The sequence below is a fragment of the Natronococcus occultus SP4 genome (assembly GCF_000328685.1).
GTDB lineage: Archaea > Halobacteriota > Halobacteria > Halobacteriales > Natrialbaceae > Natronococcus > Natronococcus occultus.
Genome location: NC_019974.1, coordinates 3,718,496 through 3,731,146, shown reverse-complemented (window position 1 = coordinate 3,731,146; position 12,651 = coordinate 3,718,496). Strand labels below are relative to the sequence as shown.

At 67.6% G+C, this 12,651-nt stretch carries 10 protein-coding genes, 1 tRNA gene and 1 pseudogene; 5 read left to right on the top strand and 7 right to left on the bottom strand.

From position 1 onward, the window contains the following. Positions 1 to 36 precede the first annotated feature (36 nt). Positions 37 to 207 (top strand): hypothetical protein, encoded by a 171-nt coding sequence (locus NATOC_RS22530; RefSeq protein WP_015322939.1) that lies wholly within the window; start codon positions 37 to 39, stop codon positions 205 to 207. A 260-nt stretch (positions 208 to 467) separates the two neighbouring features. Here the strand turns inward: NATOC_RS22530 and trpG are convergent, their stop codons facing one another. The 4 genes and pseudogenes from trpG to trpD all read right to left on the bottom strand — a co-directional run bounded on the left by trpG (position 468) and on the right by trpD (position 4,528). Next, positions 468 to 1,103, bottom strand: coding sequence for an anthranilate synthase component II (gene trpG / locus NATOC_RS18135; RefSeq protein ID WP_015322938.1), 636 nt, complete (start codon positions 1,101 to 1,103; stop codon positions 468 to 470). Continuing rightward, a pseudogene (gene trpE / locus NATOC_RS18130) lies at positions 1,100 to 2,847 on the bottom strand (anthranilate synthase component I). Before trpE ends, trpG begins: the two are co-directional and overlap by 4 nt. After that, on the bottom strand, positions 2,844 to 3,503 hold the full coding sequence (locus NATOC_RS18125; RefSeq protein WP_015322937.1) for a phosphoribosylanthranilate isomerase: 660 nt from the start codon (positions 3,501 to 3,503) through the stop codon (positions 2,844 to 2,846). Before NATOC_RS18125 ends, trpE begins: the two are co-directional and overlap by 4 nt. After that, positions 3,500 to 4,528, bottom strand: coding sequence for an anthranilate phosphoribosyltransferase (gene trpD / locus NATOC_RS18120; RefSeq protein WP_015322936.1), 1,029 nt, complete (start codon positions 4,526 to 4,528; stop codon positions 3,500 to 3,502). Before trpD ends, NATOC_RS18125 begins: the two co-directional genes overlap by 4 nt. Before the next feature lie 180 nt (positions 4,529 to 4,708). Between trpD and NATOC_RS18115 the strand changes: the two genes are divergently transcribed. From NATOC_RS18115 to NATOC_RS18105, 3 genes are all read left to right on the top strand, one after another. Next, positions 4,709 to 4,783: transfer RNA gene (locus tag NATOC_RS18115), tRNA-Val, on the top strand. A gap of 535 nt (positions 4,784 to 5,318) precedes the next feature. After that, positions 5,319 to 5,486, top strand: a complete 168-nt coding sequence (locus NATOC_RS18110; RefSeq protein WP_157224653.1) for a hypothetical protein — start codon at positions 5,319 to 5,321, stop codon at positions 5,484 to 5,486. A 69-nt stretch (positions 5,487 to 5,555) separates the two neighbouring features. Then, the gene (locus NATOC_RS18105; RefSeq protein WP_015322935.1) at positions 5,556 to 6,119 is read left to right on the top strand and encodes a hypothetical protein; all 564 of its coding nucleotides are present in this window, start codon (positions 5,556 to 5,558) and stop codon (positions 6,117 to 6,119) included. Here the strand turns inward: NATOC_RS18105 and NATOC_RS18100 are convergent. Further along, positions 6,116 to 7,054 carry an HhH-GPD family protein gene (locus NATOC_RS18100; protein WP_015322934.1) on the bottom strand — a complete coding sequence of 313 codons (939 nt, stop codon included), beginning with the start codon at positions 7,052 to 7,054 and terminating at the stop codon, positions 6,116 to 6,118. The genes NATOC_RS18105 and NATOC_RS18100 overlap by 4 nt on opposite strands. Positions 7,055 to 7,160: 106 nt before the next feature. On the opposite strand from NATOC_RS18100, the gene NATOC_RS18095 reads away from it, so the two are divergent. Continuing rightward, positions 7,161 to 7,484 carry a hypothetical protein gene (locus NATOC_RS18095; RefSeq protein WP_015322933.1) on the top strand — a complete coding sequence of 108 codons (324 nt, stop codon included), beginning with the start codon at positions 7,161 to 7,163 and terminating at the stop codon, positions 7,482 to 7,484. 22 nt (positions 7,485 to 7,506) lie between these two features. On the opposite strand, the gene NATOC_RS18090 is transcribed toward NATOC_RS18095, so the two are convergent. Continuing rightward, positions 7,507 to 10,692: a PAS domain S-box protein gene (locus NATOC_RS18090; RefSeq protein ID WP_015322932.1), complete on the bottom strand. Its 3,186-nt coding sequence runs from the start codon at positions 10,690 to 10,692 to the stop codon at positions 7,507 to 7,509. Positions 10,693 to 10,737: 45 nt separating this feature from the next. Continuing rightward, positions 10,738 to 12,642: a DHH family phosphoesterase gene (locus tag NATOC_RS18085; protein WP_015322931.1), complete on the bottom strand. Its 1,905-nt coding sequence runs from the start codon at positions 12,640 to 12,642 to the stop codon at positions 10,738 to 10,740. Positions 12,643 to 12,651: the final 9 nt, after the last annotated feature.

The window sequence follows — 12,651 nt, the reverse complement described above, 5'->3', positions numbered from 1 at the left end:
AGAAAGACTACATAGTTCCCGTCCGGAGTCTCTCCTATGCTCGACCCGCTGACATCCAGCACGGGACTCCTGCTCGCACTGCTTGCGGTCGTCCTCGTCGTCGTTGCGATCCTCGCAGTCCGTGTCGCGATCAAACTCGCCGTTCGCGTCGGCCTCGTCGCCGGCGTCGCTCTCGCGGGGCTCTACACCGTCGGCGTCATCGGATAGGTCGTTCGAGAATCCATGACGGTATCGGCTGTGTAGCGATTGCCGAAGACTCGAGCGTGCTGCTCGAGCCGACAACACGGGATCGCCGCGCCCTCCCCAGCCGATTCGCTCACTCACTTCCTTCGTTTACTCATCCCTCGCACGGCTTGGGTCCGAGAGCTCGCAGTTCGCTCGCTCTCGGTCAGCGCGCGCCACTGCAATGCCGGTCGCTCAGTCGGGAGTGACAGAAGTCAAGCCAAAAGTAGCCGAACCGACACCCGTTACAGCCCCTCGAGGAAGTTCTCGATCACGTCGTGGCCGACCGCCGTGAGGACGCTTTCGGGGTGAAACTGCACGCACTCGATCGGGTGCTCGCGGTGGCGCACGCCCATGACCAACTCGGTCCCATCGTGGTCGGCCGTCGCCGTCACCGCGAAGCAGTCGGGCACCTCGGTCGCGACCAGCGAGTGGTAGCGGCCGGCCCGAAACCCCTGCTCGAGACCGGCGTAGACGCCCTCGCCGTCGTGGTCGACCGCCCACGCCTTCCCGTGGACCGGGTCGGGCGCGCGACCGACCGAGCCCCCGTAGGCGTAGACGGCCGCCTCGAGGCCGAGACACACCCCAAGGGTCGGCACGTCGGGGCCGAGCTCCCGGAGGACGGCCGTCGAGACGCCGACGTCGCGGTCGTTCTTTGGGTGGCCCGGACCGGGGCTGACGATGATCCCGTCGGGGTCGACGGCGCGGACGTCCTCGAGCGAGGCCGTGTTTTTCAGCACCTCGGTCTCGGTCCCGGGCTGCTGGCTGACGTACTCGACGAGGTTGTAAGTAAAGGAGTCGTAGTTGTCGATCACGAGGACCCGGACGGGCTCTCCCTCGGCTTCGTCTGCGTCCTCGGATTCGGCTCCTGTTGCGCTCATCGACCCACCTCCGGCGTCGCCTCGTGCCGGTCCTCCTCGATTGCTTCGAGCGCGGCGAGTACGCCGCCCATCTTCTGTTCGGTCTCCTCGTACTCGGCGGTCGGGTCGCTGTCGGCGACGAGCCCGGCGCCGGCCTGGACGGTGATCCGATCGCGGTCTCCGTCGGCTCGCGGGTTCCCCGCTCGCTTATCCGCGGTACCACGCGCCGCGCTCTTCTCGACGGTTGCGGTACGGATCACGATCGCGAAGTCAGCGTCGCCCGTCCAGGAGTAGTAGCCGACCCCGCCGCCGTACAGCCCGCGAGGTTCGCTCTCGAGATCGTCGATGATCTCCATCGCGCGGATCTTCGGGGCCCCCGAGAGGGTGCCCGCGGGGAACGCGGCCCGGGTCGCGTCGAACGCGTCGGGAGACGCGGTCTCCCGGGCTGCCGAACGCGGTTCGGCAACGTCCGACTCCGCTGCGAGCTGCCCCGTCACCGTCGACTCGATGTGCTGGACGTGGCTGTACTTCAACACGTTCATGAACTCGTCGACCCGCACGGAGCCGGGTTCGGCGACTCGGCGCACGTCGTTGCGCGCAAGATCGACCAGCATCGTGTGCTCGGCGCGTTCCTTCTCGTCGGCCAGCATCTCGCCGGCCAGCCGTCGGTCCTCGACGGGGCCCGACCCCCGGTCGCAGGTGCCCGCGATCGGGTTCGACATGACCTCGCGGCCCCGCACCGAGACCAGCGTCTCGGGGCTCGCGCCGACGACGGTCAGCTCGTCGTGATCGAGCAGGTACATGTACGGCGAGGGGTTGATCTCCCGCATCGCCTCGTAGAAACCGATCGGATCGATCTCGCCGTACAGCTCCCGGGTGCGTGAGATGACGCCCTGGTAGATGTCGCCGTCGAGGACGTGCTCTTTCGCTCGCTGGACGCTCTCCTCGTACGCCTCGCGCGAGCCCGCCCGCTCGTCCTCGCGGACGAACCCGCCCGAGTCCGGCTCCGAGGCCTCGCTGAGAGAGTGTCCGTGACGTCCTCGGCCTCCGCGAGCAGCTCGTCGTAGACCGCGTCCGGGTCGTCGCCGTTCTCGAGGACGGGCGTAAAGACGAGCGAGACGGTCCCGTCGCGCTCGTCGAACGCGACGGTCTTGGTCGTAAGCAGGAACTGCGCGTCGGGGAACCGCGAGTCGGGTCGCTCGCAGCCGACCTCCTCGAGCCAGAGGTCGTAGACGGCGTCGTACGCCAGAAAGCCGACCAGCCCGCCCTCCAGGTGCTGGCGGTCGTGATCGGGGAAGTTCGCGAGCCGAACGTCGGGCAGGGCGGCTCTGAGGGTGTCGACGGTGTCGCCGTCGGGATCGCGTTCGAGCTCCTCGAGGGGCGGATCCGCCGAGAGCGCCTCGACCGTGGCCCCCTCTGGGTCGACGGTGACGACGGCCTCGGGATCGTAGCCGACGTAGGAGTAGCGGGCGTGGCGGTCGGCCCGCGAGGCGTTCGGTCGGAAGGCGCCGTCGGGGTCGCTCGAGGCGGTCTTCTCCGCGCTCTCGAGCAGGAAGGCGTACGGCGAGCGCTCGCGGTCACAGCTCTCGGAGCGCCCGGTCAGCGCGGCGTAGGCCGCAAGCGGTGACGTCTCGACGTCGAGCTCGGCGACGGCCCGGACGACGACGGGACGCTCCGCGTCGCTCGCGTCGGCATGGGAGCGAAACGCTGCCCGTTCGAGGTCGAACTCGAAACCGTCGCTCGGCGTTCGGTCAGCGCCGGTCATGATCCGGGGATCGGGGCGAGTGCGTTTCTCGCTCGCTCGACGAACGTCCGGGCCGCGTCGGCGTCGGTCGCGCCGTCGGCGTCCTCGATGCCGCTGGCGACGTCGACGGCGAACGGTTCGACCGTCCGCACCGCGTCGGCGACGTTTTCCGGCGCCAGCCCGCCCGCGAGGACGATCGGCGAGTCGAGCGCGGCCGTCAGCTCGCGGGTCAGCTCCCAGTCGTGGGTCTCGCCGGTGCCACCGCCGCCCCCGTCCGCGGGGGTGTCGACGAGCAGCCCGTCCGCGACGTCGCCGTACCGCCCGGCGGTCGTAGCGTCGGTCTCGCCGGCCTCGAGGGCGACAACCACCGTCGCGTCGACGTCCTCGCGGACGGTCGCGACGGCGTCGGGCTCGAGCGTGCCGTGGAGCTGGACGGCGTCGGGACCGACCGTCTCGACCAGCTCGATCGCCGCCGCCGGCGTCTCTGGCATCGTCACGAGGACGGTCGTCACGAACGGCGGCGCGGCTGCGGCAAGCTCGGCCGCGCGAGCGGGCGCGAGCTCGCGGTGGGTGTCGACGGGAACCGCGGAGATGAGCCCGACCGCGTCGGCGCCCGCGGCGACGGCCGCTTCGAGGTCGTCCTCGTCGGTCGTCCCGCAGAGTTTCACCCGCGTCATCGGGCCTCCTGTTCCGGGGGCGCGGCGCGGTTCTGGGCGCACAGTTCCTCGAGTTTCGCCGCGGCGTCGCCCGACTCGATCGCCTCGAGGGCGGCGTCGGCCCCGGCAGCGAGCGTGTCGGCCTCGCCGGCGACGTACACCGCCGCGCCGGCGTTCGCGAGGATCACGTCCCGCTTGGCGCCGGTGACGTCGCCCTCGACGATGCCGCGCATGTCGCGTGCGTTCTCGGTCGGTGAACCGCCCGCGATGTCGCCGATCTCGTGGTCGGGGAGCCCGAGGTCGGTCGGCTCGAGGACGTACTCCTCGACGTCGGTTCCCTCGACCTCCGCGACCCGCGTCTCGCCGTGGATCGCGATCTCGTCGGTGCCCGCGCCGTGGGCGACCAGCGCGCGCTCGACGTCCATCCGTGCGAGCGCGTCCGCGAGGACGGGCACCAGCTCGGGGTCGTAGACGCCGACGACCTGGGCGTCGGCGCCCGCGGGGTTGGTCAGCGGCCCGAGGACGTTAAACAGCGTCCGCATTCCGAGCTCCTTGCGCGGGCCGATGACGGCCTTCATCGCCGGGTGGAAGACGGGCGCGAGCATGAAGCCGATCCCGTCGCGCTCGATGGCGTCCTCGACAGCGGGGGGTTCGGCCTCGACCTCGACGCCGACCTCCTCGAGGACGTCCGCGCTGCCCGACGACGACGAGACGGAGTAGTTGCCGTGTTTGGCGACCGGGACGCCCGCGCCGGCGGCGACGATCGCGCTGGTCGTCGAGACGTTGATCGTGTCGTAATCGTCCCCGCCCGTTCCGCAGGTGTCGACCAGCGGCGCTCGGTCGGGGTCGATCGTCCGGGCAGCCTCGCGCATCCCCTGGGCGAAGCCGGCGATCTCGGCCTCGGTCTCGCCTTTCGCCCGCAGCGCGGTCAGCAGGGCGCCGATCTGGGCGTCGGTCGCGTCCTCGAAGACGGCCCGCGAAGCCGCGCGAGCGTCGTCCTGCGTGAGATCCTCCCCGATCGTGACCCGTTCGATGAAGTCCTGCATAGTGAGCACCAATGTACGGAGTTGTCTTACGATGTCCAAATCCGTACACGAACTTAAGGGTATCGCCGGCTGTGGTGAGGAGTTACGCACGACGGACGATTCGAAACCTTCAATTACGGTGGCCGGCAACGAACGAGTGCAGGCGAGGTGGCGCACGACGCCACGGACGCGAAACCAGGCGGGTTGGTGGTCTAGTCTGGTTATGACACCTCCTTGACATGGAGGAGGCCGGCAGTTCAAATCTGCCCCAACCCATTTTTCCCAACGCAACGACGAGGAGCGAAGCGACGAATCCGCGTTGGAAAAATTGTCACGGGGGATTTGAATCAGGGAGTGAAGCGAACGAAGTGAGCGGAACGACCGTGGTTCAAATCTGCCCCAACCCATTTTTCCCAACGCAACGACGAGGAGCGAAGCGACGAATCCGCGTTGGAAAAATTGTCACGGGGGATTTGAATCAGGGAGTGAAGCGAACGAAGTGAGCGGAACGACCGTGGTTCAAATCTCCCTCAACCCATTCTGCCAGCCCAACGATCGACGAGAGACGAGCGGCAGCGTCCGAACGATCTGAGAACGATCGTCACGGCGAGGTTTAATAATTCGTCGGTGGCTGAGTCCTCCTCCATCGCGGATGTAAACCTCGCGGCTTTCCCGTCCGAGTCCGGGGAGAACGGCCGATCCGAGCGAGGCTACGTGCCCGTCGGGATAGATCCCTGGAGTTTCGTTCAGCGTCGATCCCGTGGAGTTGCGTCCGATACTGCTCCGAGGAGTTCGTCAGGCGAACGACGCCGTGCAGACGCTTCGAGGGGCACTCTACCGCGCGCTCGTCGCCGACACGCCCGAGGACGCGATCCCCGCTGCCGTCGACGAGGACCACGATACTGATACCGTTCGGTGCCATCGGACGTCCGTACTCGAGCAAGCAGCCGTTCTCACGGGGCTCGAATCCGTCCGTTAAGCGCCGCTATACCCAATCTTATGTTTCCTGCTGAACACTTATCCGCGACATCGGTCTAGGGTCGACCGTATGAGCACTGAATCCGCAAGTCCCACGGACTACGGCCTCGACGGCAGCACGAACTGGCTGCTCGGTGGCGCGATCGGGGGCATCGTCGGCTCGTTGCTCTTCGGCGCCCTGCTGTGGGTCGTCGATCCGGCGATCGTCACCGACACCGTCCCCGGGATCTACGGCTTCGATCCCGACGGCGCGCTCGGCTGGGTGTTCCACCTGTTCCACGGCCTGATCCTCGGGCTCGTGTTCGGGTTCCTGGTCTCGCGTGATCTGATCCTCGGGACGCTCACCGCGGACACCCAGTTCGACGTCCTCGAAGAGACCGGCCTGACGGTGCGGTTCGTCCTCGCCGGCTTCGTCTACGGGCTGGCGGTGTGGGCACTGCTCCCGGTTATCGCCGGCACCGTCCTGGTTTCGATCGGCGGCGCCGACCCCGTGTTCCCGGGGGTCGCCGCCGAGACCCTCGCGGGTCACCTGCTGTACGGCCTCCTGCTCGGGGCGTTGTTCTCGGTGTTCGTCGACACCGAATCGAGCGCCGAGGACGTCGAGACGCCGTTCGACGACGCCTCGGAGAGCTAGCGCTCCAGACGCGCGACCGTTTCCCCGTCCCGATTTTCGACCTCGACTAACCCGTCGTCCGCGAGATCCGACAGGAGCCCCTCGAGCCACGCCCGACCGTACTCGCCCTCGGGCGCGTAGTCGACCCGGATCCGCGGTCCCAGCGCGTCGAGCTCGAGCTCGTCGTACTCCCGCAGCGTTCCGATCACGCGACCGCGGAACTGTCGACGGCTCCCCTCGAAGCTGGGCTGGGTCGGCACGTCCGGCGCGGTGAAATCGCCCGTCTCGTAGGCCGAACACCACTCCCGCCAGGGACAGCCGACCTCGTCGCAGCGGGGCGTCTGTCGGCAGGCGACCCCGCCCAGCTCCATGATGGCGTTGTTCCAGACCCGCGATCGGTCGGCGGGCATGAGCTCGTTCGCCGCTTCCTCGAAGGCCGCGTCCTCGTCGGGCACGTCGAAGGCGCGATACAGAACGCGTTTGACGTTGGTGTCGACGACCGCGTTCCCGTTGTTGAACGCGAAGCTCGCGACCGCGTTCGCGGTGTAGGGACCGACTCCCATCAGCTCCTGGAGCTCGTCGGGCGTCTCCGGGAACTCGCCCTCGTACTCCTCCTCGACCTGTCCGGCGGCCTCGTGGAGATACTTCGCGCGGTTGTTGTAACCGAGGCTGTGATCCGTCCAGAAGCCGACGACGTCGGCCCGATCCGCGGCCGCCAGTGCGGCGGTCGTCGGCCACCGCTCGAGGAAGTTCTCCCAGGCGTCGACGACCCGGTCGAGCTGGGTCTGCTGGCTCATCACCTCGCTGACCAGGATCTCGTAGGGGTCATCGGTCCGGCGCCACGGAAACGAGCGATGGTCGTCCTCGTACCACGCGATCAGCGACTCGCGGACGTCCTCGAGATCGTCGGGCACCGACGGGTCGTCGGCGTCGACGTCTGCGTCGGCCTCACTCATCGGCCGTTCTAGCGACTGCCCCGGCTTACGTGTACTGGATCGGCTCGCAGCAGGCATCGAGAGCGAGCACGAAAGGTCTATCCGACCCGCACGAGTCGGCACCCGTATGAGCCTCGACGATCTCAACGCCGAGATGGAGGAGTCGTACGCCGAGATCGGCGACGAGCTGGCCGTCGCCCTCGACCGCGAGACGCGAAACGAACTCGCCCTGCTCGAGACGGCTCTCGAGCCCGAGGAGACCGACGAGCTCGTCCGGCGGGCGGTTCACATGCTGTTCCAGACGACCGTCGACAGCGGGAAGCTCGACTTCCAGCTGCGATCGGGGTACGACGTCACCTACGACGAGTACCTCTCGGGGATGACCTTCGACGAGATGACCGGCGCCGATCAGTACCCGAGCATGGACGACGAGCGACGCTACCAGTTCTAACCGACGGGCGCGAGTGACGGTCTCAGTTCTGCGGAGCCGGAAGCGTGACGGAGAACGTCGATCCCTCGCCGGGCTCGGAGTCGACACGGATCTCGCCGCCGTGGCGCTCGACGATCCGTTGACAGAGCGCGAGCCCGATCCCGGGTCCGGTGTGGTCATCAACGGGGTGGAGCCGTTCGAACACCTCAAAGACGAGGTCGGTCTCTCCTTCCGGAATGCCGATCCCATCGTCGCTGACCGAGACGATCCACATCTCGCCGGATCGTTCGGCCGAGATCTCGATTCTCGGGGGTGTCTCGCCGCTGTACTTGATCGCGTTCTCGAGCAGGTTCTGGAACAGCTGTCGGAGCTGGCTGGCGTCACCCTCAACGCAGGGCATGGAGTCGACCGAAAGCACCGCGTCGCTTTCCTCGAGCCGGAGCTGGAGGTCGTCGCGTACGTCCCCGAGGACGTCCGCGAGGTCGACGGGCTCGAGGGGCTGGCCCTGGTTCTCGACCCGGGAGTACGCCAGCAGCCCGTCGATCATCTCGCGCATCCGGTCGGCGCCGTCGACGGCGTATCCGAGAAACTCCTCGCCGTCCTCGTCGAGTTCGTCGCCGTAGCGGTCCTCGAGCAGCCGGAGGTAGCTCGAGACCATCCGCAACGGCTCCTGGAGGTCGTGACTGGCGGCGTAGGCGAACTGCTCTAACCGTTCGTTCGACTTCTCGAGGCGGGCGTTGGTGCGCTCGAGGCGTTCGTTCGCCCGCTCGAGTTGCGCGTTCGTCTCCTCGAGGCGCTGCTGGTAGCGCTTGCGCTCAGTGACGTCGATGACAACGCCCTCGAGCCACTCGATGGTACCGTCTTCGACGACCGCCCGACCGGTTTCTTTGACCCACCGCTTCGCTCCGGTCGCGGTTTCGATCCGGTAGGTCGTCGAGAACGGCTTGCGGTCGGAGACGTTCGTCTGAATCCGCTCCCAGAGCTCCGTGCGGTCAGCCGAGCTGACGACGTCGGCCCCCCACTGTACGTCCCCTCGCTCGAGGACGTCCGAACTGTAGCCGGTCAGCTCCTCGCAGCCCTCGCTGACGAACTCCATGGGCCAGCCGCGCTCGTTCCGACAGCGGTAGACCATCCCCGGGACGTTGCTCATCAGTCGGGAGAGCTCTCGTTCGCGCTCGCGCAGTTCCCGTTCGACGGTTCGCTGTTCGGTTACGTCACTCGCGATCCCGACGATCCGGTAGACGTCGCCGTCGTCGTCGCGGATCGGAACGGCGCGATCGCGCACCCAGCGAACCCCGCCGTCCGGCTGGACGACGCGGTACTCCTCGTCGTACGTTCCCTCGCGTTGCTCGGGCAGCGCCTCGCGGACGCGGTCCCTGTCCTCGGGGTGGATCGCGTCGACGAACGACGACGGGTCCTCGTACAGCGAGTCACGACTCCGGCCCCAGACGTCCTCGTAGGCCGGGTTCACGTAGAACATCTCGTCTTTCTCCGGGCTGCTCAGCCAGACCACCTCCGAAACGTTCTCCGTGACCTGGCGGAACTTCGCCTCGCTCTCCCGGAGGTCGGTTTCGATCCGCTTTCGCTCGGTGATGTCGACGAACGAAAACACTGCCCCCGAGATCTCGCCGTCCTCACACAGCGGTGTCCCGCTCACCGAGAGCCAGATCCGTCGTCCGTCGGCACGCTCGAGCCCGATTTCGAGGTCGTGGATCGTCTCGCCGTCGGAAAAGACCCGTCGGGTCGGAATCTCGTCGGGTGAAAACGGCTCTCCGTCTGGTTTCACGGGATCGAGGCCGGCCGTGCCGCCTGCGAGGTCCTCGAGCTCGTCGGCCGCGTACCCCGTGATCTCCTCGGCTCGTCGGTTCATCCGTTCGAACGAACCGTCGGGGCCGAGCGTGACGATTCCGGTCGGATTCGTCTCGATGATTCGGTCAGTGAGATCACGCTCCTCGCGCAGGCGCCGTTCCCGCTCTTTCTGTTCCGAGATATCCCGGAAGTACACGGAGAGTCCCGTCTCCGAGGGGTAGACATGGATCTCGAACCAGGTGTCGAGCGGGTCGGGGTAGTAGAGTTCGAACGAGGACGCCTCCTGGCGCTCCATGGCGCGTTCGTACTCCGTGCGGAGCTTCGAGTCGGCGGCCCACTCGAAGACGTCCCAGACGCGCTCGCCGACCAGTCCTCGACCCGTGACGTCGATCAGCTCCGCCGCACGCTCGTTGACGTGCGTGAACCGCCACTCGGCGTCGAGCGCGTAGAAGGCGTCGGTCACCCGGTCCAGTATCTCCTCGAACTCGGTCTCGATTCGTTTCCGGTCGGTGACGTCGGTCAGCGCAAAGACCGCGCCGGGACGGTCCGTGTCGTCCGTTCGCAACGGCGCGGCGTCGACCGAAAGCCAGACTCGCGTTCCGTCCGGGCGGGTCGCGCCGAGCTCCACGTCGGTGACCGGTTCGCCGGTCTCGAGAACCCGGTCGAACGGGAGGTCGTCGGTCGAGACCGGCTCCCCGTTCGCGTCGACGAGCCCCCAGCGCGGGTCGTCGTGGGCGACGTCGGCGATCTCCGTGCGACACCGTCCGAGAATCTCCTCCGCTCGCTCGTTCGCGAACTGCAGCGTTCCGTCGGCGTCAACGACCGTGATCCCGACGGGGCTCCGTTCCAGAAACTCCCCCTTGCGGGTCCACTCCCCGCTGGGCTCGTCGTCCGCGTCCGACGACGCGGACTCGAGCGCGCCAGCGAGGACGTTGGCGATCGTGCGCAGGGTCGCGGCGTCGTCCGCGTCGAAGGCGTCGGGCACCGCGGCGTGAACCTCGAGAACGCCCCAGGGATCGTCGGTGCCGACGGGCGCCCAGAGCCCGCTTCGGACGTCGCGTTCGAACAGCCGATCCGGCCACTCGGGTTCGTGACCCGTTCGCAGCTCGTCGACCGCGACGGGCTCGCCGCGAGCGATCGTCCGTCCGACGGGCGAGTCCTCGGGATCGATCGCGACCGTCGCCGACGTGGCGCCGTCGCTCGCTCCCGTACTCCGGCGACATACCGCACGGTCGCCACGGGGGAGTCGCTCGAAGACCAGACAGGCATCGGCCTCGAGGGCTCCCGTGGCGGCATCGACGACCGCGTCCAGCAGCTCCTCGGGGTCGTCGATCCGGAGCGCCAGCTCGGACAGCTCCGCGACGATCGCCTGCGGGCTCGAACGGTCGGCGAACGCTGCGTCGTCTCGGGACGAACTCATTCCGAACTCATCGTCGCTTCGGATGGATAAGGAGTATGGCCGTTCTCAGTCGTCGATCAGCGCCGCACTCGAGAGCGCCTCGTCGATGTCGGCCTCGGCCATCTTCTCGATCAGGGCGTCGACGACTTCCTCGCGTTTGCCCTTCACGAACTTGATCGAGCCGACGACGAGGTGGCCGCCGCCGGAGACGCCGCCGCCGGGGATCTCCGCTTCCAGCTCCGAGACCATGTTCGGGATGTCGAGCCGAACGCCGTCCGAACGCAGGACGGCGAAGTCGGGACCGTAGCCGACCGTGATGACGGGGTCGCCGGTCTCCTCGATCTTGCGGTCGTGGAGCTCGCCCGTCGTCTTCCCCGGTGCGGGGTAGGTAAAGCGGTGGGCGTAGTTCTCGACGTCGATTCCGTAGAGGTGGGCGCCGTTGTCGAGCTCCTCGTGTTCGACGTGGGGCATGGCGGCCTCGAGCTGCTCGTCGACCTCCTCGCGGGCCCGGTCGGCGAAGAACGAAACCAGCTCGCGGTGGCGCCCCTCGTCGTTGGTGTCGATCTGGAGCAGGTCCTGGATCAGCTGGTCGCCGGAGTTGTACCGCAGCCAGAAGGCCGCGTAGTCCAGCGCCTCGCTGACGTCCTTGAGCCGCTGTTCGTCGTACCCCTCCTCGGCGGCGAGCTCGAGGTAGTCGTCCATCGCGTCGGCCTTCGAGCGGTCCGCGAGACCGGCGACGGCGGGGACGTGGCGCAGCTCCTCGGTCATCCCGGGGTAGATCATCCGCGCGAGCTCGACACAGAGCATCCCCGTCGTGATCCGGTAATCCTCGTCGTGGAGGTAGGGGTTGACGTGGGCGTCGAGCAGCTCGCCGACCGCGTCGGGGTCGGGGTGGTGGTGGTCCAGCGCGACGATCGGGATGTCGTAGTGAGCCAGCGTCTCGTAGGCCGGGACGTCTTCGGCCGTCGAGCCGTTATCGAGCATCAGCAGCAGCGGGAGCTGCTGACCGTGGCGATCGCGGTCCTCCAAGGCGAAGTTCAGGTCCCGCGTGGCGTCTTCCATCTCGTAGAACGGCGCCTTCGCGGGCAGTCGCTTGATGAGGTGGCGGGGTGCGTCCTCGTCCTCGTGAACCTCGGCGATGAACCGCTCGAGGGCGATCTGGACGGGAACGGCGGCACACATCCCGTCGCCGTCGGCGTGGTGGCGCACCCGGATGGGACGTCCCTCCAGTACCGTTCGCCGGAGCAGTCGCGCGACCTCCTTCAGGTTCGGTCGGAGCTTCTCGAAGGCCGGCCAGTCGATCAGCGGCTCGACGTCGCGGGGTTCGGCCCGGGATTCGAGGGCGGCCTCGAGACGCTGGCGGGCCTCGTCGGCGTCCTCTCCCTCGAGCTTCGAGAGGCCGTCGACCTCGATCTGGACGTCGCCGTCGCGGTGTTCGGGCATCCCGGTGACCCGGACGATGTCGCCGACCTCGGTCGACGGATACGCCCGGACCCCTGCCTCCTCGAAAGCCGCACAGGGGACGATCCCCTGCTCGTCGGCGACGTGGAAAATCGTCGGCCCGGCGGTCTGTTTGACCTGGACGACCTCGCCCTCGACGTGAATCTGGTCGCCGACGTTGGCCTCGAGGCGGTCGGTGCCGGTCAGCGAGTAGTCCCGTGAGACCGACTCGAGGACGTAGTCGTCGATATCGACGGGCTCGAACGCCATATCGCCGTTCTCGCGAACGGTCTCGAGCTCGACGACGAGCTCGTCGCCGACGGCGTAGGTCCCCTCGAGGACGGACTCGTGGACGAGACCGGAGACCGAGTCCGAGAGATCGACGAAGACACCGTAGTCGACGATACCGTTAATTTCAGCGAGATAGGATTGGTTTCGTTCGAGATCGTCTGCGGTACAGTCGGAGTCGAGATCGTAGACGACGGAATCCCCGTCGCCGTCGCCGGCGTCGCCGGCGGGCTCAGCAGTCATCGTTGCCCG